This is a genomic window from Achromobacter sp. ACM05 (assembly GCF_019218915.1).
In the GTDB taxonomy this organism is placed as follows: Bacteria; Pseudomonadota; Gammaproteobacteria; order Burkholderiales; family Burkholderiaceae_B; genus Achromobacter; species Achromobacter animicus.
Genome location: NZ_JAHUWQ010000003.1, coordinates 259,244 through 283,190 on the forward strand (window position 1 = coordinate 259,244; position 23,947 = coordinate 283,190).

Genomic DNA, 23,947 nt, shown 5'->3' on the forward strand with positions numbered 1-23,947 from the left:
CGCCAGGCGCGTAGTACCGTTGTTGGTATTGCCGCGCCTCTCGGCGGGTTCGAAACATTTCGTCCATCCCCCACTTGTTCGCATAGAACGATTCAACGACCCAAACTGGGCGGTCCATAGTCATATCTCCAAGGAATAGGGTGGCAGCCCCCAGCGGATGCTGCGGGTTCCAGGTAGGTTGTGCTGGGAGCTGCCGGGGATCAGAACGGCGGGGGATCGTCGTCGCCGTAAGCGGGTTGGCGGGCCGGTGCGGTGGGCTTCTGGGCCTTCTCTTCCTTCGGCTTGACAGACAGGCTCATGAACTTGCCTTTTTGGCCCTCCTTGATCCAGGCCGAAAGCCAGTACTCAACGCCATCAACGGTGATAGAGCCGTTGTAATCAGGATGTTTGGATTCGGTCTTGCGGTCGTTTTTGAACAAGATGCCGCTGTTGTCGTAGCTCACTGAGTAACCTCCGCTGGCTCGTTCTGAGCCTGTTCCTTCATTTGCTTGATTGCCGCCCGACACTTGCTGTCAAGCAGGCTCCAGATAGCAGTCTTGAATTCCACGCTGCCTTCCGTGGTGTCCCATTCTTCGTAAGCCTTCCAGCCGTCATCAGCCACATAGGCTTGCTGAATGGCGTCAGCAATTTTTCTTGCTGTTTGGCGTTCCTGATTGCTGAGGGACGCCATGGCCCCGTCAGTCGGCTTGGCCTTATTAGTGGCCTTCGCTTCCTTCACCGGCTCACTGGAATCGAGAGCGTCATGCTCGACAATCTCCATGGCGGTGCCCCACAGGTATCGCCTTTGATACGTTTCCACTGCACCGATGTTCTGGACTTCGTGGCAGCCCTTGAGGTTGGCGCTTCCCATTGGGGACGTGAAGACGATTTGGCCGCCGCCGTCCGTATCAACCACAGTCAGACTGGCAACATCGGCGGTGAAGCTCACCACACCGCACAAGCCCAACTCGTGGAAGATTTCTTGGGTGGTCGGCAGGAAGTCGCCCAGCTCGAAGTAGAAGTAGCCCGCGAACTTGTTATGCCCGGACTTCTTCAGTTCGGCCTGCTGCAAGCGCAGCCTGGCCTGCATGAGTTTCTTGTGAACGCTCATAGTCGTGTTCCTGTTCGTCTAGTTGTTGCTGATAGGCCAGCGCGGCGGCTTCGTCATCGTGGCCCATAGCTTTCACCTGCTGCGTATCGGGTGCCGCCGTCCTTCGCCCAGCGCTCGGCGGATTCTTGGTCGGCTCGGAACAACTCCCCGTAAGCCACGGCAAGCAGGGTTGCTACAAGGACGGCGGCAGAAAAAATGCCTACTTTCTCGTAGGCATCGGATTGGAGGATCTTGCGGAGTAGGCGGGTCATGTCTCACCTCTGGCAGCCAGCATGGCGTCGGCCTGCCTATAAGAGTGTTTGGCTATTTTCTCCAGCGACCACGTCAGCATTTCAGGGGTGGGGTTTGCATTGAATCCCTGCATCGCCTTGGCCGCGAAGTAGTCGCGCACGCTTAGGCCGTTGAAGTCGGGATCGTCCTGCAAGCCAGGGACCGGAAAGGCGTTGCCGCCGTCTTTGTCAGTGTTCATCTATCCCTCCAATTCAATCTTGATCGCGTGCTTGATATCTCTCTGAAGATGCAAGCACCACTGAGAATTGCTGTTCATCACCGTCTGCAAAATAGCCAGATGATCCGCATGCCCGAGATTCTTGAAAAACTCAGCTTCCTCCAGCCGCTTGGTCCACCACATAGCGTCATGCCCGTCTGCGTCCCAGCTAGCAGGGTTTCCCAGCGTCTGGCATACGTCCTGCACGGTGGCGGTGAGGACTTCGTATTGCTCGTCTCCATGCCAACGGTCCATGTCAGTCTCCTAGTCGGTGCGGATGGTGTTTCCTTTGAAGAACAACTCGCCGCACACGATGCCGGTGACTTTGGATCCGTCGCGGCCTGTCGCAATGAACCCGGTGTGTACGCTGTCGTCTTTGCTGCATCCAAACCAGCGATACCCAGTGATTTGGATATCGGTATAGCCAGCAGCTTTCAAGGCCCGGGTTGCGTCGTCGGCATTCGTGCATCCAGCCAACAACGCCACGACAAGAATCAATGATTGCTTCATGTAAGCTCCCAATCAGAAAAGTCCTACCACCCCACTACGCACGCGAGCGGGATAATTAGGGTTGCGTAGTACCAGCGCATGGCCCAGGCGTTGTGCAGCATGTGCTTGAGGGCGGCTAGCATGGCGAGTCTTTGTCGGGATTGGGAACTCGGGCAAGCGGAACGTAGAGGGACTTGTATATTCTGGCGGGGTTAGACAAACAGAATGGTGGATCACCCCAGTAATTCCGCTCGACCATCATCCACGCCGCTGGCTCCTGCGCCGCCATAGCCGCACGGGCGGCTCGCTCGGCGTAGTCGTACACATCGTTGATCTCGTCTCCAGAGAGCGTTTCAAGCAGGCTGTACGGAAGATCTGGCAGCAGTATCTTGTTCTTTCTCATGAATGCTCCTTTGTTAGGATCACGTTGATCTGGGCCAGTTCTTCGGTGGTCGCGCTATCTAGCCGGTCAAGTATCTTTGCCTTGAGCAACGCTTTGTTTTGGCTTTCTCGGAATCCGTCTGACACCTGTTGGATCTGGGCTCTAGACCATCTATCTGCGCCGATTAGCTGTCTGGTTTCTTTGCTGTAGCGAGAGCCACCGACAATGATCTGCGTCTTGGTGACCCTATCGACCGTAGCAATGCGCGGCTTAACCCACGTTCCAGTGACAAGAACTTCGCTACCATCGGTCAGCGATTGCAGCCATTCACGGTCTTCCATACGATCTCCAATCAGGTAAGCCCCCGCTCTCCCCCGGCATACCCTGCACGGGAGAATTAGGGGGAATAGTGGGGGCTTGAGGGGTGAGGGTGCCGGGTGCGAATCCGGCTTGCGTAGTAAGTCTGCCTAGCGCGGGTGGATCCACTTCTAGCCCGCTGCCCATCGCCTGGGCGTACTGCATACCCTCAAGGCAGAGCGCTCTTTAGGCCATGCGTCCATGGCAACCACCGCATAACGTGGGTAGAACACTCTGCCTTGATAGCCCCCGCTGCTTTCCCGGGGTGGTCAGCGGCACGCTAATTTTCTCCGCCCGTCATCGCAGTTAACGATTGCGCCTCGTGATAACAGCCGGGTTTGGCCCGGACCGGCTAGCACGGTACTGCTGCCATCAAGGGAGGCGGCTCACGTGGCCACGTTGCTAACGTCTGCATCCCGATTGGCCGACATGCCTGCCGGTCAAAACGTCCAGATCTCGCTAAGCCACCTCGCTTGAGGACCCCGGGTTTCGTCCGGGAGACGGCCGACTGTTGCACGGCGCCAGGGAGATTTGGGTGGGGGTGGCCGGGAGCTACCCGTATGTCAGCGGCGGGGAGGCCAGTGGCTTTTCATCCCCGTTACTCCTGGCTCGTCGGATTACAAGATCCGGTGCCTGCTGATTTCCTGCTCACCCTCGACAGACCGCACTACGCCCCGATGCAAAGCCTCGGTCCCGCCGTAGGGTGCGGTATTTTGACCATCTACACCTTCACGCATTGATGAAAGAAAGCAACGTCGCTAACACGCTGCCGTAATGCGGTCTGTCGAAAGCCCCGGACTCTTACCCGGTCCGGGTTAGGTACTGCGATCTAAGGTATGTTCGCGGTCTGCCAACCGCTGTCTATTTAGGGTTACTGGTCACTAACCCCACTCCACTTTCCACACGCGCGGCTTAGGCGGCTCACGGTAGGGGCCTCTGGCAGGAGGCGACCACCAAAGCGGGCGCGGGTCTGACCACGCCGCCAGGATCAGGAAGAACAAGAACATTTACTCGTTCCTTATGTTGGTTCAGGGCTTGCGCGGCCCTGAGCGCGTTACTTCACCTTCACCAGATTGCCAAAGTCGTCCATCACGCCAAGACCGTACGAGTACCAGCCGTCAAGTCCAAGCGATACCCAGTACGTAGCGTCGGCGTGGTCCCACATCTGGTACCAGCTGGCCATGGCGTTGCTGGCGGATGCTGCGTAGTGGGTGGTGGTCATGGCTATGCTCCGGTGGCTTTGGCGATGGCTGCTCTTGCTGCATCAAGTTTTGATGCAGGATCGTCGCTCCCGTGATCAATGCATCCGATCAATGCCGCAAGCGCATCTAGGAGATCCGGGGCGGCGGCGATCAGGCGGGCGTTCGCTTCCCAGTTCCATACCTGCGCGTGATTGGGCCACGTACAGACTCGCCCGTGGTCTTGATGCCAGATGCAATCCTTAGCCGCGCTCAGATGCCACGGCCCCGGCGTATGCGTTGTCATATCTTCTCCTTTGCCATTCGGGCTGCTAATAGGGAGGGGCAACTATGTCTAACTGATGGCCTTGGTACTCGGGATAGATTTCAGCGACCCAAGATCACCGCCAAAATGCTCGCGGACAATTACCTTTTTCAATTCGCGCATCGTCACGTCGCGGTTCTGGTCATCCAGGATCTGTGGGACCGTCACCATGATTCGTCGCATCTTCGGGCTTTTCTGGATGGTCAGTGCCATGCTCGTTCTCCTTGTTAATCGGTATGGATCCTGAAAGAAGCGGGCCGGGCTTGAGTACCGGCTTGGGGTTGGCAACCTTAGCTGTGCGGCCGCTGGACACCCCTAGTCCGCAATTAGCGTGTCCTTCCACGCCGCCGCTTCTTTCAGGATTCACGTGTCTGCGTCCTGTCACGGCGCAGGCAGATGGACCGCTTACGCCCGGTCAGTCGGCAAAGTCACGCAATGCAGATCGTCGCAACGCACAGGGCTGGCCGAACCGTCGGGCCCCACACTGTCCGGGTCACTGCATCCTGAGGTTCAAAGGAGATTAGGGAAGCGCCTTTGCTGCCGGTGATAACTGATGCGCGCTCTACCGGCTTACGCGTCCTGGCTATCCCGACTACGGGCCGCCCAGGCTGCGGTATTGATCGTTCATTCGTCAGCCAGCACTCAATGAGTGGGCTGGTGAATGTGGCCTCAACCGAGGCCATATCCTCTTCCCTTGCTCGCAGCGTCCACGTCTCCCAAGGGGTACTCGTCGTGGCGATCCGGTCCACCAGGTTGCAGCCCTGGCTAGGCAATTCCCGCGTGGCTCACCACCACTCTTACGGTCTGGGCATCCGGGCTTTCTCTCTCGGCGGGGCCACCGCCTGTACACCAGTTCTCGCCTTCCCCATGCAACTTCGTGCTTGCTACGTCTCCCTCTTGAGGCGATGCCCTGACTGCTGGCTGAGGGTCCGTGGGGGTCTTGCTTCGCTGTTTGATAGCGTGAAGCCAGTGTAAGCGTGCTAACTCTTAATGTCAAGCGTGCTAACGCTAAAAACGTAAGCGTGCTTATGATGAGGGCGAAAAAAAGCCCGCACTAAGGCGGGCGATTTGGGGTCTACGCTTCAGCGCGCTAGGTAAATAACAGCGATCACTACTCCAACTAAGAACAGCATCATCCAGCCGGAGGGCTCGTATTTTGGTGGAGGCAACTTTACCGGCTCGCCGTCCGCATTGGTTTGAAGGGAAACGGGGATCAGCTTGCAGCCGCAGTGCTTGCACACCTTTGCCTCAGCCAGAACAAGCTCGGCGCAATCCGGGCATTTAACGTGCGTCGACGGGTTGGGACGGTCCGCTTTCGTTGCCAGGTTGGAGCTAACCAGAAGGAAAATACCAGCCAGCAGAGGGCTGACAAGGCAGGCCAGGAGGAACCAGCCGAAGCCGGATCTGCCGCGGCTGGAGGCGATCATGCCGACGACCAGGGCAAACATCAGCCAGAAGAAGACGATGGTAAGCATGAGCGTCTATCGTTTAGAGATCCAGATCACGACGGCTAGCACTAGAGCAACGCAAACCCAATAGATCACCTTGCTTGCGCCGGTATCAGGAATGTCGCCAATGATCGTCTTTAACGTGCCTGGCTCTGGATCCGAGTATTGCGGCGCCAAGCGGCAGCCGCAATGCTTGCAGACCTTTGCTTCCTTGAGGATAAGTTCGGCACAGTCAGGACACTTCACATGCGTAGCTTTTGTCGGCCTGGCTTCGGCCTGCCTCGATAGGTCGGCACTGACGGCCAGGAAAATCGCCGCCAGCAGCGGACTAATGAGGATGGCTAGCAGAAACCATCCGAATCCGCTTCGCCCCTTATTTGAGGCCCAGATTCCAACAGCGAGGGCCAAAAGTGGCCATAAAAGGATGAGTTCCATAGCGCGCTCAAAAAATGATCAGTTTCAGTCAGTTTAGCTTTTCGTAAGCAGTAACACGGAAGCCAAATCAAAAGTCGCGGCTACACCACACCTTGAGCACGCGCCCAAATACTTCAAAGTCCATCCCGGATGTAATGTCCCAGGAATCGTATTCCTTGTTTTCCGACTTAGCGCGAATGACCATGCCGGACTCGGTTGGGATACGTTGTAGCCTCTTGATGAAACCCTCGTTTTCGACCCGGAAGAAATAGACCGCATCAAACTCCACGGTGACTATCCCCGTGTCGATGATGAGCGGGTCACCGGGGTTGAACATGGGCTGCATGGAATCGCCAAACCCCGTCACTATTGCCAAATTTGTCTCGGCGGAATACGTCTTGACGTTCTTTTGAAGCCACTCAGGGCTGACCTTCAAGCTGTCAATGATCCCCGGCTGATCCCTGAGCTGCAATCCATGTCCCATCTTTCCCCCCGTGTCGAACCGTGGGATCCGGATAGATTCATCCAGATCGGCGATTTCTGATCTTGAGTGTGCGCTCCGGAGTGAGGAAGCGCGCATCTTGTGCCCCATGCCTTGGGCCAACCAAAGAGCGCTAAACCCGCTTTGCTCGGATAGCCGTTCAGCCACCTCCACTTTGCCGATGGTGTTGATGATTTTCGAACCTTGGCCTAGCCATTGGGCCACAGCCGATCGGCTAACGCCAGCGACTTTGGCCACCTGATTGGTGTCCCAGCCGGTCGCGACCATTAGTTCCTGAATGCGTTCTTTTAGGGTGTTCATCGTAAGCGTGATTACAACTTATTGGTGCGTTAGCGTGCTTGCTTTTTGCTGTAAGCGTGCTAACATAGAGCTTATGAAAAAGACCGACGCTATTCGCTTGCTAGGCGGCACCGTGTCAGAAGTCGCGCGTGCTATTGGCATCAAGTCCCAGGCCGTAACTCAGTGGCCCGAGGAACTACCTCGCCGTATCGAGGACCGCGTGATTGCAGCTATTGCCCGCCGGTCGATGCGCCCTGAGTTGCTTGGCCTCCCACCCAAACCGCGTAAGCGCAGTAAGGCCGAGTCCGCTGTTGCTTCGTAGAGACAGAGTTTTGTTGTTGTTTTCCATGCGGTGAATCTTAGTTGCACCGCACAAGGGCCGAAAGGCTGAAAGAAATCAGATTTCAAGGTGACGTATGACCTGCCGCTATACCAACACTGACTGGCTCGACGTTCTGTACAACTGCGTGCGCAAGACGCCGGGCGGTGTGGCTGACGCGGCTCGCTTTCTGACGGAGCGCCGCGGCAAGTCGATCCACCCGGAAAGCCTGCGCGCCAAGCTCAAGCGCTCGGAAGGTGACGCGATCAGCGTGGAAATGGCCGGTCTTCTGTCCGAGTGGATGGAAGAGAAAGAGGGCGGTGTCGACTACGCGCATGACTGGTTCTTGGCGTTTGCTGCTGAACAAGGTCTGGCCGTGGATTCGGTTCCGCCGGCTCCGACTGGCGGCTGGGCGTGCGAACTGACGGCGATTCAATCCAAGGTAATGCAAATCGGTGCAATTGCCGGCAGCGTCCTGGGCGTCACTGTCGAGACCGTTGCTGACGGCAAGATTGAGCAGTCGGAAGCAGACAAGATTGTTGAGTTTGTCCGCGATCTGCGCACTATGTGCCATCGCCTCGAGCGCAACGTCCTGCGCGCTGCGAGCAAGTAATGGAACGCCAGGTGTTCATCCTCTCTAGCCCCTTGGTCCGCCGTAACGCGGCCTATGCCTGCGCACACGCGCCGGATGGCTACAAGGTGGAGATCAAGGCGAAGACTCGCTCGAAGTTGCAGAACGCCTTTTCCCACGCCTGGTACGAGGAAATCTCTCTGGCTCTTCCGGAAGACGACGCGCTGGGTTGGAAGTGCTATTGCAAGCTGCATCACGGCGTCCCGATCCTGCGCGCTGAAGATGAAGAGTTCCGCGCAGCGTATGACGGCGCCATCAAAGGCTTGTCCTATGAGCAAAAGCTGCTCGTGATGCGCGTCTTCCCCGTCACTTCCCGCATGACCACCAAGCAACTGACCAAGTACGCCGAAGCCGTCCGTGACGACTTTGCGAGCCGCGGCGTTCATCTGGATGTGGAGGCAGCATGAGCCCGGAACATAAGTACTACTTCTTTGTGCTGCTTTCAGCAATCTATCTTTCCAGGTCTACGCCGAGGTGGCTTTGCTGGGTCGTTGGAGTCGGGTGCCTGATTTATGGCTCGTTCGTTAGGGACGGGGTTTAACGATGACGTGGAATTCCACCCTCAAGCGCAGCAAGTCTCTCCGGGCCAAGTCGGATCGCGGCCAAGGCCTCGGTCAGAAGGTTGCAGCTCACCTTGGTTTCCTGCGTCCGCCGGGCATGAAGGCCAGCACGGTAATGCGTTCAGAGAAGCACCGCCGCAATGTGGCCAGCTTGGATTGCGTCGTGTGCGGTCGGTTCGGGCCTTCTCAATGTGCCCACGCCAACTTTGGTAAGGGGCTGGGCCTGAAGGCATGCGATTCCCAAACCTTCCCCGCTTGCCCGGACTGTCATCGATTCCACGACAGCGGCGGGATCAGTAAAGAAGCGCGTCGCAAGCTCGAGGTCGTTTACGTAGACCGTACCAGGGCCGAACTTATTGCACGTGGTTTGTGGCCTGCCGATGTTGAGGAGGCCTACAAGACCGCCTATGAGCCGATGAAGAGGGCAGCAGCATGAACTTCTACAAGCACTACATCGGTGACTTCCAGCGCGACACCGGGCACTTGTCCCTGACGGAGCGCGGTGCCTACCTAGCGCTTATGCACCACTACTACGCGACTGAGGTCCCATTGCCAAACGATCACGGCGCTCTGTGCCGCATCGCTGGCGCCTTCACTAAGGCAGAAAAGGACGCCGTGAAGGCTGTGACGCGGTTCTTTACGGTGGTTGAGTCTGGCTTGATGCACAGCCGTATCGAGGCGGAGCTTGAAAAAGCTGGCAAGCAGGCGGACACGAATCGTCGCATCGCTCAGGAACGTGAGGCTAAACGCAAAGAGGCGAGATCGTCTAACGAAACTAGCACGAATCGTGCGACGAATCGTGGAACGAACGATCAACCTAACCAGACACCAGACACCAATAAAGAAAAACATTCGTCGGCTCACGCCGACCATGCCGACCGGTTTCAGGAGTTCTGGGATACCTGGCCGGTAACGCAGCGGAGAGCGGCAAAGGCTGAGTGTGCGAAGAAGTGGCGGTTGCGAAAACTTGACTCCGTTGCAGACCAAATCATTTCCCACGTGGCGGCGATGAAGGGCACGAAGCAGTGGCAGGACGGCTTTGAACCCGCGCCGTTGACCTACCTGAACCAGCGGCGCTGGGAGGACGGGGTGGTGGCGGACGGAGGCTCCCCGGATCAGCCCTGGGAGGGTGCCCTGTGATTGGCCACGAAACCCTACTCGCGCTGCGGATGCGAGGCTATCGACCGGCAGCTGTCTTTGTCTGCCTGACGGAGCCGCGGGATTACACGGTCTTTACCCACCCGGACATGGTCATGTCACTCGGTGGATTGCCCGAGATTGACGTGTTTCCGGACGACGCGCTCAAGACGGTAGACCTGCGCGTTCTTGCTGGGCTGAGCGTCCATCTTTCCGGCCCTGAGGGGCGTCACGTGAAGGCGCTATTCAAGCGGATCCTGGACTTTTCCCCGGCTGATGTGACGGCATGTGCACTGGATTCGACTGGAATTCTTCGATACGAGAACGGCGAAATTCGCCGCCTGGAGATTGCATGAACAACGTAGTCCAAATGATTACCCCCGACACCTTCGACTTCAAGGCCTACATGACCGAGTCGGAGCCGCAGGCCAAGGTGATCAGCGCAGACACCTGGACCGATGATCTGGTCGATTCAATCCGGAATGGAAATGTCGTGACTGGAGCGACGTTGCCGTGGGCCAAGACGCATGACCACCTGCGGTTTCGCCCGGGCGAGGTGACGGTGTGGCAGGGCATGAATGGCCACGGCAAGAGCCAACTCTTGGGGATGGCGTGTCTTGGTTTTGCCGCGGCTGGCGAGAAGTTGTGCATTGCGAGCTTCGAAATGAAGCCTCTGTCGACGCTGAAGCGGATGCTGCGTCAGGGCGCCATGAACGACCGTCCTAGTGAGGCAATGGCGCGCAAGTTCGGAGAATGGCTGAAGGGCAGGGTGTGGCTGTACGACCAGCAGGGCACGGTGAAGCCTGAAATGGTCTACGCAGTTATCAGGTACTGCGCGTCAAAACTCGGGATTAAGCACATCGTGATCGATAGCTTGATGAAGTGCGTGCGTGGCGAAGATGACTACAACGCGCAGAAAGACTTCGTAGACATGCTGACATCCCTAGCGCGGGATCACCAAGTCCATATCCACCTTGTGCATCACGTGCGCAAAGGCGAAAGCGAAGAAAAACCCCCTGGAAAGTTGGACGCCAAAGGCAGCGGCTCGATTTCTGACCAGGTGGACCAGTTCCTGACCGTGTGGCGGAACAAGGCGAAGGAGAAGGCGCTGGACCAATGCGCCCGGACCGGCACACCGCTGCCTGACAAGTTCGCCAATGCCCCTGACGCAATGCTGATTTGCGACAAGAACCGGCACGGCGAGTGGGAGGGAAGTATCGCGCTTTGGTTTCACCCCCAATCGCTGCAGTACGTGGCCGATAGCCGCTGCCAGCCAATCAACCTCATTGGAGCGTGAAGATGCCTCCGAGAAACTACACCTACCCCTCGATCTTGGAGGCCCTCGAAGAGCGCGGCGACATGACGCACCGTGAATTAGTGGAAGACTTGAAATGCAGCCCAGTGACCGTTCACGACAACCTGCGCAAGCTTCGTGACGACGGGAAGATCCATATCTCCGACTGGCTGCCGCCCAAAGGGAAGGGACCTCGGACACCCGTCTATTCCTACGGGTACGGACGAGACGCCAACAGGGTTGTTCAAAGCAACGAGGATCGAAACCTCAAGAAGCTGGCCTGGGTAAAGGCGCGTGCGATGCGTCAAAAGCTGGCGGAGTGCCAAACCAATCCATTCTCGACCCTGATTGCCCAGGTGACGGCATGAGTACTCGCGTTTACATGTATCTGCAGTTCCTAGGCGCACTGCTCGCGCTAGCTGTCTTTGGTCAAGTTTGGTGGTCCGCCACGATACTCGCCACCCAGATTTTGATTTTTGGCGCGGCTGAAGTTTGCGATGCCATCAAGGAGGCTGGAAGGAAATGAACGTCCTCGAACTCCCATTCCCGCCGAGCCTCAACACCTATTGGCGTCACCCGACCAAGGGAAAGCTGGCTGGCCGCCATCTGATCTCCGAGAAGGGCCGCGAGTACCGCCAAGCCGTGATTGATGAGGCCAGCCGGTACCAGCTCGCCAAGCTGGCTGGAAGGCTGTCGGTCCACATCGACGCATTCCCGCCTGACAACCGCCGCAGGGATCTGGACAACATGATGAAGGGATTGCTCGACGGCCTAGTTCATGCCCAGGTCATTGAGGACGACAGCCAAATAGACAAGCTTTCCATTGAGCGCGGCGTCGTCTGCAAGGGCGGACGGGTGCGTGTCTTCGTTAGTGAATACCGCAATGGATGCGGAGATTAGGCCCCTTATTCACCGCAGATCCTGCGGAGATTATCAAAGACTGACTAAAGGACAACCATGGCACTCCCGAGAAGCATTGAAGACTCTAACAAGCAGATGCGTACAGCGGCAATCGAACGCTTGCGTGCGGAACATGGCGTAGTGCTGGATAAGAAGCGCCGCGGATCTGAAGGAATTGCCGACGCCATTCGGACCATTGAACCCTCATTGCAGTCGGAGGATGCGATGGTGTTGATCCGGGCGTGGGTTGCGCTCAAACCTTCCGAGGTAGTCCCAGGTCGCCTCGCTTATGGAAGTGGGCAGCCCTACACCTTGGACAGCACGATGAGGAATGCCGCGGCGAGGCTGCAGGCAATGCGTATGCCTAGCCCGGTCAGCATGTCCAGCAAGGTCCAGTACAGCCCGGAGTTTGCGTAATGGGCGCCCTCCTGCCGAAGTGGGCGATGGGTGACCCAGCCTTGGTGTGCGAGCGGCTGGAAGAACTCCGACGTCGACCACAGAAGCCACGGCTCAGTCGGCAGGAGATCGCAAGACAAGGATTGGAGCAGCTATTCAGCGAGGATCACATGACGAAAGACGAAAGCGAACAACTGGAAGAACTGCTCATGACCTGGTACCACTGGGAGAAAGCCCAGCGGGACAACTTGGGCTACAGGGCGGTCGCGCCTGGGTTTCAGGGCGTATCCGACCTAGATGGTTACGGCGATACGGACGAAACCGACGCAAAGATAAACAGGTACATTGGCCAGCAAGTTGCACTGTGCGTCGCCATGCTAGACCTTGAATTGAGGGTGGCTATTGGCTTCAGCATGAAGAACAAGGACGCGCCCAACAAGGTCTTCATCAATCCTCGGTGCAGCAGGGAAGAGCAGCACCGTCGCTACCAAGAGGCCAAGGACAAGCTGCTTCCGATGCTGCGCCGGCGCGATCTCATCAAGCAGCCGGTGGGAGCGTAGTGATGGCCACACTTGTCCGCGGCATAAGCCGAGAGCAGTTGGCCGAGATTCGGGAGCAGACCAACTCCCGAGGATTGCCTGACCCCTATAGGGCATGTGCCGTCCAGGCCAATAGTGCGCGGGTGCGCGGGATCTCGTGGGAATTGACCTTCGCGCAATGGTGGGAGATTTGGCGCCCTTACTACCATTTGCGCGGGCAGGGGAAGAATGGCCTGTGCATGGCGAGAGAGCGTGACGACGGGCCTTACGCAGTCGGCAATGTGTACCTGACCACGAATCTCGGCAATGCGCTTGACTATCACCAGCGATGCTCGCGAGCCATTGAGGCAAGACAGAAGTTGAAGGAGAAGAAGGAGATTGCCTATGCCAGGCGAGGCAGCACAGCAGGCGCGGCCCATGATGGGAAGCTGTCTCAGAGAACGTGGGAAGCGAACAACACGTCTAAATCTACTTGCAATTACAAGGATGATGACATATCCTATGAAGTATCGACGCCCTAATTGCGTCCGCAGTAAACACAAGCCTCGGCACTCGCCGGGGCTTTTTTGCTTTGGATCGGGAAACCATGTCTGACCATATCAACGTCTCCTATGAGCACTCGCCCTCGGAGTTCGGTACTCGAGCAGAAGTCCGCTTTGAAGGCGTTCTCACCGAGGATGAGGTGAAGACTGCCATTTCCGACTTCATCGAGAGGAAGGAAACGGGTTCGCTGATGAGCCAGCACCCGCTGTACCAAGCAGCGAACACTGTGCAGCGCGATCTGGAGTGGATCTATGACGGGCAGATGAAGCTGGCAAAGGTGAACCTCAAGGTAACTACCGAACCCCGCTTTCAAATGCCGGAGGCGACACCGCGCGAAGCTGGGGACGAAGTAATTCGAACGGTGGTTGAGGACATTCGGCGGAATGGCAAGGTGGCTCAAGCCATCAAGCAGATAGTAGGCTGATATGGTCCAGATGGTGCAAGACCGTCGCGGGTTCCCTGGAAGCCTGAAGCGTGACCAAGAGCGGCGCGCCAAGCAGAATTACCCGCTCCCCGTGGGCGGTGGACAAATGGCCAGAATCTCTGAGCAGATGGCCAGGATAGAAGGCAAGCTCGACGCCCTGATAGAAGCCCTGGCAGATGAAGGTGAAGAGATGGATCAGCCTGATCTGACGCTGGATGGTGAGGCAGTAGGCGGCGAGCGGGACGACTCCCAGCCGCTATGACCTGGCCATTCCGAAAGCAGCCAGTAGTTGCTGGCTCCTTGTGGGTTAGCAAGATGACAGGCTTCGAGAAGGAAGTAGTAGAGATGAAGGACGGATGGGTGCGATACCGCTTGGTGTCCAGGTCGGTAATCCACCAACCTTTCGAGGTCGCTTCAGTTGGGCAGTTCCGCAGTTGGCATAAGCCGCTATGAGCAGCGCGTTAAGGGTTCCCGCTCCGCCACCGCCTCCAAGGCGGCTGCTGTACAGGGTTCTTATGGCAGGGCCGCCAATGCGGCATGGGTACTGCGCTAGGTGTGGTAGCCATACCGTCGCGAAGAAGTGGTTTGGACCACTGTTCTGCATCAACACCGAATGCGACGGCTCCAAGGAGGCAGGCTCGAAATGAGCAGCCAGCCCTGGAGCGCTTGGTACAAGACCTGGCGCTGGCAGAAGCTAAGGGAACGCCACCTAAGAGCGAATCCTCTCTGTGTGATGTGCCAGGCAGAGGGAAGAGTGACAGAGGCAAAGGTGTGCGATCACATCGAGCCGCACAAGGGCGATCCGGAGAAGTTCTGGAACGGCCCCTTTCAGTCGCTGTGCAAGACGCACCACGACTCAGACAAGCAGGCGCTCGAGAAGTCCGGGCGTCGGAAGGTACAGATCGGTGTCGACGGATACCCCACAGGGACATGACATGGACAAGCAAGTGATGGCCAAGGCGTTCAACATGTGGATGGACGACTACACGAAGAACCCCGAGCGGTTCGAGGACATCAGCAAGGCGGCTTTGGCCCACTTGCACGAACGTCTGGAAGGCAAGGAGCCTACCTACGGGGAAGAGTGCGCGGCGATCCTTGAGGGGTATGCCGGGCAGGTCTGACCCCGGGGGGGCTGGTCAAAACGGGGACAGGCTCGTCAACCACGGCCGGCCGCTCACCTTCCTTTTCGCATCCACAGTTGGAAACATGAGGCATGGCAAACCCGCGGCTACCCGCACTTAAGGCTTCCGTGAGCGGGGCAGACGTCAAAAACCCCGGGCGGCATAAAGACCGCAAGGCACCTAAACGGGTACGGCCCCTTGGCGAACCATTCGCCAGGATGACCGAGGCGCAAGTCGAGGCTTGGGAAGAGTTCCGCGTGGAGCTTCCCTGGCTGAACTCGTCTCACCGGGCATTGCTGCAGGCGGTATGTGTGCTGCGGGCCAGGCTGAATACTGACCCTGATATCGGGGTGAATGCTCTTACAACCTACAGCGCGATGCTGTCCAAGCTTGCCGCCACTCCGGTCGACGAAACAAAACTGAACCATGGCGACGACGAGGAAGAAGACCCGCACGACGAGTTCTTTGGCCGACCGCACTAAGGAGTACGCGGAGGCTGTAGTCGCCGGGGTGATCGTAGCCGGTCCCCATGTGCGCAACAGTTGCAAGCGGCATTTGCTGGATCTGGAGAGGGGTGGGGAGCGGGGTTTGTACTTCGACCACGCCGCCGCCGAGTACGCATTCGATTTTTTCGAGGGCGTGCTAAAGCTGTCAGAAGGTCAGTTCGAAGGCAAGGATTTCGAGCTTCACCCAAGCCAGGCGTTCATCGTCGGGTCGCTGTTCGGTTGGAAGCGGGCTGATGGGACGAGGCGGTTCCGTCGAGCCTATATCGAGCAGGGGAAAGGCAACGGTAAGTCGCCGTTGGCTGGTGGGATTGGATTGCTTGGTCTGACCGCTGACGGTGAGGCTGGCGCACAGATTTACGCTGCCGCGGCGAAGAAAGAGCAGGCTGGCATTCTGTTTGCCGACGCCGTGAAGATGGTGAAGGCGTCGCCCAGCCTGAAGAAACGTCTGGAGTTCTCGGGCGGGGAAGGGCGCGAGTACAACATTGCGTACCACCGGAATTCGAGCTTCTTCCGGCCGGTGTCACGCGATACGGGCAAGACTGGCTCCGGCCCGCGCCCATACTTCGTGCTGGCTGATGAAGTCCACGAGCTGCCAGATCGCAAGATCATCGAAATGCTGGAGCGGGGCTTTAAGTTTCGCCGGCAGCCGTTGCTGTTCATGATCACGAACAGCGGGTCGGATCGGAACTCGGTAGCCTGGGAAGAGCATGAACACGCTGTGAAGGTGGCCGCTGGGCATACGGAAGCAGTGAACGACCCGACCTTTGTCGGTGACGTCATTGATGACCGAACGTTCAGCTACGTGTGCGCGCTGGACGAAGGGGACGATCCGTTGCGGGATCCAAGTTGCTGGGTGAAGGCCAACCCGCTCTTGGGAGTGACGATCACAGATGAAACGCTGGGGGATATTGTCCACCAGGCCAAGGCGATTCCCGGGCAGCTAAACGGGATCCTGCGGCTGCATTTTTGTGTATGGACCGAAGCGGAAACCGCGTGGATGACTCGGGCCACGTTGGACCCGGCGCTAGCGGACTTCGATCCAGAGGAGCACGCAGGAAAAGCGGTCTTCACAGGGCTGGACCTGTCTCAAAACCGGGATATCACCGCGAAGGCCTCTGTGGTCCAAACGGGGACGACCGAGGACGGCAAGCCAACGTTTGATGCCTGGGTTGAGGCCTGGACGCCGGGGGATACGATCCTTGCACGCGAGTTGCGGGACAAGATCCCCTACACCGTGTGGCGCGATCAGGGGTTCATCCACGCACCACAGGGCGAGAACATCAACTATCGGCATGTGGCGCAAGCGCTTGCCGAGGATGCGCAACGGTTCAAATTGCCCTTCGTGGCATATGACCGGTACGCATTCAAGCGGTTTGAAGAGGCCGTGCAGGAGATCGGCCTAGATCTGGAGTTTCTGGAACATCCTCAGGGCGGCACCAAAAAGGGTCAGCCCAGTGAGGAAATGAAGAAGACCGCTGAGGCGAGAGGCGAGAAGGCGGAAGGCCTTTGGATGCCGGGGTCGCTTCGCTTGCTGGAAGACGCCTTGCTGGAAGGGCGGATCCGGCTAAAGCGAAACCCGGTTCTTATCTCCGCGATGATGTCGGCGGTCACCGAAGAAGACAAATGGGGCAATCACTGGCTGGCTAAAACGCGGTCGATCAACAAGATCGACGCCGCGGTAGCGCTTTGCATGGCATTTGGTGCCGCGAATACGGCAGCCACGTCGAAGCGCAAGCTGGTCCTAGCAACGGCAGGCTGACATGTGCCAAGGCTGCATTAACCGGCAACGGAAACTGGTCGCGTGGCTGTGTCGGCGCGGCATGACAAGGATGTGCGAGAAGGCTCAAGCCAGGCTCGCCAAAATGGAAGCGGGGAAATCATGAGGGCCTACAGCCTATTTGAGGTCAAGGCGATCAGCGACGAGTTGCGGGTGCTTAGCGGCACCGCCACCACTCCTACCCCTGATCGTGTTCGTGACGTGGTGGAGCCTCTGGGCATGACACGCCGTGGCCCAATCAACCTGTTCCTGTATCACAAGCACGATATGCCTGTCGGCCAAGTTGATTTTGGCCGCCCTACCAAGACGGGGATTCCGTTTGAGGCTTCTATCCCGGACGTCAAGGAAGAAGGCGTAGTGCGGGAACGCGTTAACGAAGCCTGGCACTCGGTCAAATATCGCCTGCTGCAAGCGGTGAGCATTGGATTTTCGCCCCTTGAGGATGCGGTCGAGATGCTGAAGACGGGAGGTCTGCGCTTCCTTAAGTGGGAAATGTTGGAGCTCTCACTGGTCGGCGTGCCCGCGAATCCTGACGCCCTGGTGCATGCATTCAAGTCATGCGACGTCGCTTCAATTCGAGGTGAGATGGGCCTTGAGGTAAAGGCCTCCGCAGAACGCCGCGCTTTGATCGAAAAGTCGCTGCGAAACGGGGTGCCTCTTATTGAAGTCCCCCGAGGCAAATCCGAATCATTGAACGGGGCCGTTCGGCTGAGCCGCCTCTAGCTTTCCGATCCGCCGCCTGCCGTTGCAAGCAGGTCGCACCGATCAAACCACATACGCAACCGCCCTCGAGGCGGTTTTTTCATTTCTGAAAGGAATTCGTCATGAAGACGTTTGCTGAACAAGTTGCGGCGCTGAAGGCGACCCGCCAAGAGAAGGACGCCGCCATGCGTGCGGTGGCCCAGAAGTCGGTCGACGAAGGTCGCTCGATGGACGAGGGCGAATCGGAACAGTTCGACACGCTGCAGAGCGAAATCAAGCGCCTTGACGCCGATATCGGCCGTCTGTCGCTGCTGGCCCAGACGGATGCGGCCTCCGCAACTCCCGTTACCGCACAAGCCAAGGCGGCCGCTCCTGCCGCTGGTGGTTCCATGCCCGTTCAGGTCAAGAACACCGAGAAGCTGGAACCCGGTATCGGGTTTGCCCGTGTAGCCCGCGTGAAGGCTCTGGCCCACATCGAGCACATGGACCCCGCCCAGATCGCCAAGTCGATCTACCCCGACGACGAGGCCCTGGTCAAGTCGTTCACGAAGGCCGCAGTTCCCGCTGCCAACAGTGGCAACGCTACTTGGGCGGGAAATCTGATCCTGGAAGGCGGTGGTTACTTCGCCGACTTCGTGGAATACCTGCGCGCCCGTTCGGTGGTCGGCCAGATCAGCGATCGCCTGCGCCGCCTGCCGTTCGACACCCCCGTGATGATCCAGGGTTCGGCCGGCGCGGCAAAGTGGACCGCTGAAGGTGCCGCCAAGCCGCTGACGCAGTGGACCTACACGAAGACCAAGCTGGAGCCCCTGAAGGTCGCTGCAATCGCTGCCGCCACGAAGGAACTCCTGAATCGCGCTTCGGTGGCTGCCGACGCACTGATCCGTGACGAGTTGGCCCGCTCGGTCAACGCCGCCATCGACGGCACGTTCGTGAGCGCTTCGGCCGCAGTGTCTGGTTCCACCCCGGCCGGCATCCGCAACGGCGTGACGCCGCTGACCCTGACCGGTGACGGCAGCGTCGAAGGCATCCGCTGCGACGCCGCGGCGATGCTGAAGGAGCTGGTCGGCGACAACCTGAGCGTGGCGGGTGCGTTCTGGGTCATGCCGGAAACCGTGGCCATCGACCTGTCGTCGGCGGTCAACGCCATGGGCGCTCCGGCTTTCCCGGGCGTCACCCCCACGGGTGGGACTTTCATGGGCCTGCCGGTCTTCACGTCCCAGTACATCCCGACCGATTCGAGCGGTTCGGTGGTGATGCTGATCAAGGGCGACGAGATCTTCCTCGGTGACGAAGGCGGCGTGCAGGTGTCGATGTCCGACCAGGCCTCCCTGGTGATGGACGATGCGCCGACCATGAACAGCACCACGCCCACCGCGGCGCAAGTGGTGTCGATGTTCCAGACCAACAGCGTGGCCTTCCTGGTCGAACGCTTCATCAACTTCGCCAAGCGCCGCCCGCAAGCGGTCGTCTGGGCGAATGCGAACTGGAACCCCTGCGTCTAATCAGCCGTCAGGTTCAAGGGGCTTCCGAAGGGAGGCCCCTTCTGCAAGACGAAAGGACTGACATGCAAAAAGTGACCTTCACCTACAAAAACGGGCGTGAACGGATGCTGTCTGCTCGGGATGCCGAACTGCTGCAGCGCCTGGGAAAGGGCACCTACCTGACCCGAGACATGGCGGCAGCTCGTCCTGTTGCTGTCGTGGCCCCAGTTGGCGAGCGTAAAGACATCGACCTGGATGCGCTGGATGGTGACGCGCTGCACGCACTCGCCCGTGATCGCGGTGTGAAGGTGCATCACAAGGCTGGTGCGGACAAGGTTCGCGCCGCCCTGCGAGAGGCCGCCGAGTGAAGATCCTCGGGGTAACCTTCGGGCGTCAGAAGGCTATGGAAGCCGTGGGCGGTACGTGGCGCAATGCCTGGCGGGTCATTAGTGAACCGTTTACTGGCGCCTGGCAGCGGAACATTGAGGAAAAGCAGGGCGACCTGATCACCTATCCGACGCTCTATGCGTGCATTTACCGCATCTCGTCGGACATCGGGAAGCTGCCGTTTTCGCTACGCAGCCGAGATGCTAACGGCGTGTGGACCGAAGTCAGCAATCCGGCGTATGACCCGGTGCTTCGCAAGCCCAACGGGTTTCAGACGCCTGCTCAGTTCCGTGAGTACTGGATAATCACCAAGCTGACCCAAGGGAACGCCTACATCCTGAAGCGCCGCGATGGCCGTGGAGTGGTGACGGAACTGTACGTGCTGGATCCTGAGCGCGTGCTGCCGATGGTGTCGGATTCGGGCGCTGTGTTCTACCAGCTGCAGACCGACAAACTAAACAGCCTACCTGAGGGCTACCCAGCGGAGAATCTGATTGTTCCGGCCAGCGAGATCATCCACGACCGCTGCATGACGGTTCACCACCCTCTGATCGGTGTCCCGCCGCTTGCCGCGGCCCACTGGCCGGCGCTGAAGAACATGAAGATCATGCGCTCAGCAACGGAGTTCTTCGCAAACAATGCGCAGCCTGGCGGTCTCTTGACTGCTCCGGCCGGTATGTCCGAAGACGACGCAAAAGCCGTGCAAGACTACTGGAACAAGGAATTTTCGGAAGGAAAGTCCGGCAAGGTGGCCATCATCGGCGCGGACATGAAGTTCACCCCGTTCGCCATGAAGAGCATCGACGCTCAGATGATCGAGCAGATGCGCTACAGCGACGAGCAAATCTGCCAGCCGTTCGGGATTCCGCCGTTCAAGGTCGGGATCGGGACCATTCCGTCCGGTCTGGGCGTCGATGGCGTGAACCTGATGTACTACAGCGATGCGCTGCAGGCCCCCATTCAGCATATGGAAGACCTGCTGGATGATGGTTTGAAGGTTATTCGCCCGCTCGGTATTGAGTTGGATACGGAGCCACTGTTGCGCATGGACGAGGCGAAGAAGGCTGAGATCAACACGAAGCTTGTAGGCGGAATGATCAAGACTCCTGACGAAGGGCGCCGGCCGTTCAACCTGGCTCCCACCGCGGGCGGTGACACGTTGTGGGGACAGAACCAGGATTACCCGCTGGGCATGCTGGCAGACCGCAAAGAATGGGATCCCGCCATGCAGCCTGCCGCCACGCCCGCTCCTGCGCCCGAACCGGACCCTGATTTAGAAGAATTGCGCGCCTTTGCAGGTACCCACAAGGCTATCGCCGCAATGAAGAAAGCCCTGGAGCCTACCTATGTCGTTTGACCCTGAACTGTTCGGCCAAGCCATGGGCGACGCAATCCGGGCGGCGGTTGAGCCACTGCGCGAAGAAGTTGCCCGTCTTAAGGAGCAACTGGCTGAATCGCGCCTCGAAAAGTCGATCAAAGGCCTAGTAGCGGATGCGGTGAAGGAACTGCCGGCACCCGCTCCGGGAAAGAGCGTGACTTTGGAAGACGTTCGCCCGGTTCTGGACGCAGCACTCCAGCAGATCCGAAAAGAAGCAGATGAAGCTATAGCCGAGCCTCTGCGTTTAGCTGAAGCAGCGCGAGACTCATTGTTCAAGGCGGTCGGTGAACTGCGGCAGCCCGAAGACGGCAAAAGTGTGACCTTGAAGGACGTTCAGCCCATAGTTGACGAGGCCATCAAGGCAATAAGCGATGAAGCCCAGCGGCGCGTTGACCAGGCCGTGAAGGATCTGCCCGAGCCGAAGCCCGGTGTGGGTGTTGCTGGTGCGATGATTGATCGCGACGGCTGCTTGCTACTGACCCTGTCCAATGGAGAGGTCAAGTCTCTGGGCGTTGTGGTGGGCAGCAACGGCGCCGACTTCACCGAGACTTCGTTTGATTACGACGGTGAGCGAACGCTGACGATTCAGGGAAAATCAGGATCGATCGCCAAACACTTGCCGATTCCTCTTGACCGTGGCTACTACCGGGACGGAATGCCAATCCAGAAGGGCGACATTGTCACCCACGACGGTAGTGCCTGGATCGCGTTGAAGGATACCAAGGAGCGGCCAGGCCACGGCTCTAAGGAAGACTGGCGTCTCCTTGCCCGCAAGGGTCGGGACGGGGAGTCTATTGTGCGCAAGGTCACTACCGGCCCGGCAGAGCCGATCAAACTGAAGGGCCAAGCATGAGCCTCGTGAGCGTCGAGGAAGCTCGCATGCACCTTCGGGTTGACTCGCTGGACGACGATCCGTGGTTTGCAACGTGGATTCCCGCTGTCGAGAACGCAGTTTTCACTTGGCTGAAGGACTCGTGGCGTGCCTATGAGGCATCGGGCGACGTCGACAGCGCTGGCGATCCGATCCCTGCTGAGGATTCGAACGGCGACCCGATTCCGAAATATGCGGTGAAGGCCGCAGTCTTGGTTGAACTGGCCCAGCAGTACCGGTTTCGGGATGGGTCAGATGCAGGCGCTGTGCCCGCCCATTGGGGGCATGGATACGTGCTGGGCGCTGGCGCGACGAGCCTGCTGTCTGGTCTGCGGAAGAGTACGGTGCGATGAGTCTGGAGGCTGGGCGCCTGCGCCACCGAGTCTCAATTGAGCGCATCGAGCGTACCCAAGATCCGGTTACTGGCGCGATTGCTGAGACGTGGACGGAAATCGCCAAAGTCTGGGCTGCTGTTGAGCCGCTTTCCGCTCGGGAATTTGTTCAGTCGGCTGCGGGACAGGCTGAGGTGACGGCGCGCATCACGATCCGCACCCGTGACATTCTGGCCACCGATCGAATCATCCATCGTGGCACGGTCTACAACATCCGCGGCGTGCTTGCCGACAAGGATAGCGGCCTGGAATACATCACCCTGCCGGTAGCGGCTGGGGTAAACGAGGGCTGAGTTGGAGTTTGTGTTGCTGGCGCCGGGTCCGAGCATGAGCCGTGATCTGGCCGAGTCCATGCGCGGTGAGCGCGTCGGGGTGGTCAGCAATGTGTTTGAGCTGGCCCCGTGGGCTGACTTCCTGGCTGCTAATGACCGGGCTTGGTGGCGCGCTTACCCGGACGCGATGAATTTTGCAGGTCGAAGGTTTTCGAGCAGTGAGTTACCCGGGGTTGAGCGGTGCCGCCCAGGTAATACGCAATGGGCGAGTGGAGTTCTGGCGCTGCAGGTTGCGGTGAACCTGGGGGCTACGCGGATCCGGCTGTACGGATTTGACATGCACGGGTCGCATTACTTCGGTGAATACACCAACGGCCTGGTTAACACGAAGCCATACCGGCGAGCGGTACACCTGCAGCAGTTCCGGGACTGGGCGCGTTCCAACCCGAAGGTCGAGGTAGTGAACTGTACGCCCGGGTCGGCGTTGGACTGCTTCCCAATGGAGGCGGCTTGATAGTACGGGGCATGAAGGGGCTGGGAGACAACATCTACCAGCGCGCCTTTGTGAAGCGGTTGCAGGGACCGGTATACCTGGAAACTCCCTGGCCGGAGCTGTACGAAGACCTGCCTGGGGTGAAGTTCGTTAAGGCGGATACGCCGCTACGTACGCAAGCCAAGAACATGGCGCTGCAGCAGGCTTCGCGCTGGGAAGCGCCGCCCAGGGAATCCGTGGTCACGGTGCAGTACGGATCGGCCGGCATCGTTACTGGGATGCGTCGATGCTTCGGCGTGGCGCCTGGGTCGTTTGATCTGCCTGATTTCGGCCCGTCACCAATTGCAGGGCGGTACATCGTGGTCCGTCCGGCGACAGTGCGGGCCGAGTGGGTCGCAGAAGCGCGCAACCCGCTGACGATGTACATCGCTGAGGCGGCAGAGGCAGCCCGGGCGGCTGGGTACCGGGTTATCTCGGTGGCTGACCTGGAGCAGGGAAAAGAGTGGGCGGTGGGAAAGCTACCACCAGCCGACGAGACGTACCACGGTGGGGAGTTCAACGTCCGGCAGCTAATGGCGCTGGTGCGGAACGCTGCGACGGTGATTGGCGGGATCGGTTGGGTTCTCCCGGCTGCCATAGCGATGAAAGTCCCCGCTTGGGTGATATGCGGCGGGCAGGGCGGGTTCAACGCTCCGGAACTGATCACAGACGAGAAGTACATGGACCTGAGCCGTATTCGGTTCGCGGTCCCGGACAACTTTTGCCGCTGCCGGCAAAGACAACACAACTGCGACAAGCGAATCAAAAACCATGCGAGTGACTTTGCCGACTGGCTTCGAAGACTGCCTGATCTGGTGGCCTGAGCGCGGC

At 58.8% G+C, this 23,947-nt stretch carries 40 protein-coding genes; 27 read left to right on the forward strand and 13 right to left on the reverse strand.

The window, feature by feature from the left end:
* Positions 1-200: 200 nt before the first annotated feature.
* From KW836_RS19550 to KW836_RS19610, 13 genes are all read right to left on the reverse strand, one after another.
* Complete coding sequence (locus KW836_RS19550; RefSeq protein ID WP_218344481.1) at positions 201-443, reverse strand: hypothetical protein; 243 nt, start codon at positions 441-443, stop codon at positions 201-203.
* A complete protein-coding gene (locus tag KW836_RS19555; RefSeq protein ID WP_218344482.1) occupies positions 440-1,090 on the reverse strand; it encodes an ERF family protein in 651 nt (216 codons plus the stop codon). The genes KW836_RS19550 and KW836_RS19555 overlap by 4 nt, the downstream gene beginning before the upstream one ends.
* Before the next feature lie 247 nt (positions 1,091-1,337).
* The gene (locus tag KW836_RS19560; protein WP_218344483.1) at positions 1,338-1,559 is read right to left on the reverse strand and encodes a hypothetical protein; all 222 of its coding nucleotides are present in this window, start codon (positions 1,557-1,559) and stop codon (positions 1,338-1,340) included.
* Positions 1,560-1,832: a hypothetical protein gene (locus tag KW836_RS19565; protein WP_218344484.1), complete on the reverse strand. Its 273-nt coding sequence runs from the start codon at positions 1,830-1,832 to the stop codon at positions 1,560-1,562.
* Positions 1,833-1,841: 9 nt separating this feature from the next.
* Positions 1,842-2,087: a hypothetical protein gene (locus KW836_RS19570; RefSeq protein WP_218344485.1), complete on the reverse strand. Its 246-nt coding sequence runs from the start codon at positions 2,085-2,087 to the stop codon at positions 1,842-1,844.
* A 115-nt stretch (positions 2,088-2,202) separates the two neighbouring features.
* Positions 2,203-2,469 carry a hypothetical protein gene (locus KW836_RS19575; protein WP_218344486.1) on the reverse strand — a complete coding sequence of 89 codons (267 nt, stop codon included), beginning with the start codon at positions 2,467-2,469 and terminating at the stop codon, positions 2,203-2,205.
* On the reverse strand, positions 2,466-2,789 hold the full coding sequence (locus tag KW836_RS19580; RefSeq protein WP_218344487.1) for a hypothetical protein: 324 nt from the start codon (positions 2,787-2,789) through the stop codon (positions 2,466-2,468). Before KW836_RS19580 ends, KW836_RS19575 begins: the two co-directional genes overlap by 4 nt.
* 1,070 nt (positions 2,790-3,859) lie before the next feature.
* Positions 3,860-4,027: a hypothetical protein gene (locus KW836_RS19585; protein ID WP_218344488.1), complete on the reverse strand. Its 168-nt coding sequence runs from the start codon at positions 4,025-4,027 to the stop codon at positions 3,860-3,862.
* Positions 4,028-4,029: 2 nt separating this feature from the next.
* A complete protein-coding gene (locus tag KW836_RS19590; RefSeq protein ID WP_218344489.1) occupies positions 4,030-4,290 on the reverse strand; it encodes a hypothetical protein in 261 nt (86 codons plus the stop codon).
* Positions 4,291-4,338: 48 nt separating this feature from the next.
* Positions 4,339-4,521 (reverse strand): hypothetical protein, encoded by a 183-nt coding sequence (locus KW836_RS19595; protein ID WP_218344490.1) that lies wholly within the window; start codon positions 4,519-4,521, stop codon positions 4,339-4,341.
* Positions 4,522-5,390: 869 nt separating this feature from the next.
* On the reverse strand, positions 5,391-5,783 hold the full coding sequence (locus tag KW836_RS19600; protein ID WP_218344491.1) for a hypothetical protein: 393 nt from the start codon (positions 5,781-5,783) through the stop codon (positions 5,391-5,393).
* A 6-nt stretch (positions 5,784-5,789) separates the two neighbouring features.
* On the reverse strand, positions 5,790-6,191 hold the full coding sequence (locus KW836_RS19605) for a hypothetical protein (RefSeq protein ID WP_218344492.1): 402 nt from the start codon (positions 6,189-6,191) through the stop codon (positions 5,790-5,792).
* A gap of 67 nt (positions 6,192-6,258) precedes the next feature.
* On the reverse strand, positions 6,259-6,972 hold the full coding sequence (locus KW836_RS19610) for a S24 family peptidase (RefSeq protein ID WP_255595992.1): 714 nt from the start codon (positions 6,970-6,972) through the stop codon (positions 6,259-6,261).
* 73 nt (positions 6,973-7,045) lie between these two features.
* Here KW836_RS19610 and KW836_RS19615 point away from each other — a divergent pair, with 73 nt between their 5' ends.
* From KW836_RS19615 to KW836_RS19745, 27 genes are all read left to right on the forward strand, one after another.
* Positions 7,046-7,273, forward strand: coding sequence for a Cro/CI family transcriptional regulator (locus tag KW836_RS19615; RefSeq protein ID WP_218344493.1), 228 nt, complete (start codon positions 7,046-7,048; stop codon positions 7,271-7,273).
* Positions 7,274-7,367: 94 nt separating this feature from the next.
* The gene (locus tag KW836_RS19620) at positions 7,368-7,883 is read left to right on the forward strand and encodes a hypothetical protein (RefSeq protein WP_218344494.1); all 516 of its coding nucleotides are present in this window, start codon (positions 7,368-7,370) and stop codon (positions 7,881-7,883) included.
* On the forward strand, positions 7,883-8,308 hold the full coding sequence (locus tag KW836_RS19625; RefSeq protein WP_218344495.1) for a recombination protein NinB: 426 nt from the start codon (positions 7,883-7,885) through the stop codon (positions 8,306-8,308). The genes KW836_RS19620 and KW836_RS19625 overlap by 1 nt, the downstream gene beginning before the upstream one ends.
* 136 nt (positions 8,309-8,444) lie before the next feature.
* Positions 8,445-8,897, forward strand: coding sequence for a hypothetical protein (locus KW836_RS19630; RefSeq protein WP_255595993.1), 453 nt, complete (start codon positions 8,445-8,447; stop codon positions 8,895-8,897).
* Positions 8,894-9,601: a YdaU family protein gene (locus KW836_RS19635; RefSeq protein ID WP_218344496.1), complete on the forward strand. Its 708-nt coding sequence runs from the start codon at positions 8,894-8,896 to the stop codon at positions 9,599-9,601. Before KW836_RS19630 ends, KW836_RS19635 begins: the two co-directional genes overlap by 4 nt.
* Entirely contained in the window at positions 9,598-9,954 is a 357-nt protein-coding gene (locus tag KW836_RS19640) for a hypothetical protein (protein WP_218344497.1), read from the forward strand. Before KW836_RS19635 ends, KW836_RS19640 begins: the two co-directional genes overlap by 4 nt.
* Positions 9,951-10,895, forward strand: a complete 945-nt coding sequence (locus KW836_RS19645) for a DnaB-like helicase C-terminal domain-containing protein (protein ID WP_255595994.1) — start codon at positions 9,951-9,953, stop codon at positions 10,893-10,895. Before KW836_RS19640 ends, KW836_RS19645 begins: the two co-directional genes overlap by 4 nt.
* Positions 10,896-10,897: 2 nt before the next feature.
* A complete protein-coding gene (locus KW836_RS19650) occupies positions 10,898-11,260 on the forward strand; it encodes a winged helix-turn-helix domain-containing protein (RefSeq protein ID WP_218344498.1) in 363 nt (120 codons plus the stop codon).
* Complete coding sequence (locus KW836_RS19655) at positions 11,257-11,418, forward strand: hypothetical protein (RefSeq protein ID WP_218344499.1); 162 nt, start codon at positions 11,257-11,259, stop codon at positions 11,416-11,418. Before KW836_RS19650 ends, KW836_RS19655 begins: the two co-directional genes overlap by 4 nt.
* A complete protein-coding gene (locus KW836_RS19660; protein WP_218344500.1) occupies positions 11,415-11,792 on the forward strand; it encodes a RusA family crossover junction endodeoxyribonuclease in 378 nt (125 codons plus the stop codon). Before KW836_RS19655 ends, KW836_RS19660 begins: the two co-directional genes overlap by 4 nt.
* Before the next feature lie 57 nt (positions 11,793-11,849).
* Positions 11,850-12,209, forward strand: a complete 360-nt coding sequence (locus tag KW836_RS19665) for a hypothetical protein (RefSeq protein WP_218344501.1) — start codon at positions 11,850-11,852, stop codon at positions 12,207-12,209.
* Positions 12,209-12,748, forward strand: coding sequence for a hypothetical protein (locus KW836_RS19670; protein WP_218344502.1), 540 nt, complete (start codon positions 12,209-12,211; stop codon positions 12,746-12,748). Before KW836_RS19665 ends, KW836_RS19670 begins: the two co-directional genes overlap by 1 nt.
* Positions 12,749-12,750: 2 nt before the next feature.
* Positions 12,751-13,248, forward strand: coding sequence for a hypothetical protein (locus tag KW836_RS19675; protein ID WP_218344503.1), 498 nt, complete (start codon positions 12,751-12,753; stop codon positions 13,246-13,248).
* Between the two features lie 65 nt (positions 13,249-13,313).
* Positions 13,314-13,694: a hypothetical protein gene (locus tag KW836_RS19680; protein ID WP_218344504.1), complete on the forward strand. Its 381-nt coding sequence runs from the start codon at positions 13,314-13,316 to the stop codon at positions 13,692-13,694.
* A gap of 1 nt (position 13,695) precedes the next feature.
* Complete coding sequence (locus tag KW836_RS19685; protein WP_218344505.1) at positions 13,696-13,956, forward strand: hypothetical protein; 261 nt, start codon at positions 13,696-13,698, stop codon at positions 13,954-13,956.
* 673 nt (positions 13,957-14,629) lie between these two features.
* Complete coding sequence (locus tag KW836_RS19690; RefSeq protein ID WP_218344506.1) at positions 14,630-14,815, forward strand: hypothetical protein; 186 nt, start codon at positions 14,630-14,632, stop codon at positions 14,813-14,815.
* Between the two features lie 218 nt (positions 14,816-15,033).
* The gene (locus KW836_RS19695; RefSeq protein WP_255595995.1) at positions 15,034-15,297 is read left to right on the forward strand and encodes a hypothetical protein; all 264 of its coding nucleotides are present in this window, start codon (positions 15,034-15,036) and stop codon (positions 15,295-15,297) included.
* A 106-nt stretch (positions 15,298-15,403) separates the two neighbouring features.
* Positions 15,404-17,080, forward strand: a complete 1,677-nt coding sequence (locus KW836_RS19700) for a terminase large subunit (RefSeq protein WP_255595996.1) — start codon at positions 15,404-15,406, stop codon at positions 17,078-17,080.
* A gap of 120 nt (positions 17,081-17,200) precedes the next feature.
* Entirely contained in the window at positions 17,201-17,821 is a 621-nt protein-coding gene (locus tag KW836_RS19705) for an HK97 family phage prohead protease (protein WP_218344508.1), read from the forward strand.
* Positions 17,822-17,922: 101 nt separating this feature from the next.
* A complete protein-coding gene (locus KW836_RS19710; protein WP_218344509.1) occupies positions 17,923-19,305 on the forward strand; it encodes a phage major capsid protein in 1,383 nt (460 codons plus the stop codon).
* A 62-nt stretch (positions 19,306-19,367) separates the two neighbouring features.
* Positions 19,368-19,652 carry a hypothetical protein gene (locus tag KW836_RS19715; RefSeq protein ID WP_218344510.1) on the forward strand — a complete coding sequence of 95 codons (285 nt, stop codon included), beginning with the start codon at positions 19,368-19,370 and terminating at the stop codon, positions 19,650-19,652.
* Positions 19,649-21,028: a phage portal protein gene (locus tag KW836_RS19720; RefSeq protein WP_218344511.1), complete on the forward strand. Its 1,380-nt coding sequence runs from the start codon at positions 19,649-19,651 to the stop codon at positions 21,026-21,028. The genes KW836_RS19715 and KW836_RS19720 overlap by 4 nt, the downstream gene beginning before the upstream one ends.
* Positions 21,018-21,902: a hypothetical protein gene (locus tag KW836_RS19725; protein WP_218344512.1), complete on the forward strand. Its 885-nt coding sequence runs from the start codon at positions 21,018-21,020 to the stop codon at positions 21,900-21,902. Before KW836_RS19720 ends, KW836_RS19725 begins: the two co-directional genes overlap by 11 nt.
* Positions 21,899-22,273 carry a head-tail connector protein gene (locus KW836_RS19730; protein WP_218344513.1) on the forward strand — a complete coding sequence of 125 codons (375 nt, stop codon included), beginning with the start codon at positions 21,899-21,901 and terminating at the stop codon, positions 22,271-22,273. The genes KW836_RS19725 and KW836_RS19730 overlap by 4 nt, the downstream gene beginning before the upstream one ends.
* The gene (locus KW836_RS19735) at positions 22,270-22,605 is read left to right on the forward strand and encodes a phage head closure protein (protein ID WP_218344514.1); all 336 of its coding nucleotides are present in this window, start codon (positions 22,270-22,272) and stop codon (positions 22,603-22,605) included. The genes KW836_RS19730 and KW836_RS19735 overlap by 4 nt, the downstream gene beginning before the upstream one ends.
* A 34-nt stretch (positions 22,606-22,639) precedes the next feature.
* Positions 22,640-23,098, forward strand: coding sequence for a hypothetical protein (locus KW836_RS19740; protein WP_218344515.1), 459 nt, complete (start codon positions 22,640-22,642; stop codon positions 23,096-23,098).
* Between the two features lie 11 nt (positions 23,099-23,109).
* Positions 23,110-23,940: a hypothetical protein gene (locus tag KW836_RS19745; protein ID WP_218344516.1), complete on the forward strand. Its 831-nt coding sequence runs from the start codon at positions 23,110-23,112 to the stop codon at positions 23,938-23,940.
* Positions 23,941-23,947 lie beyond the last annotated feature (7 nt).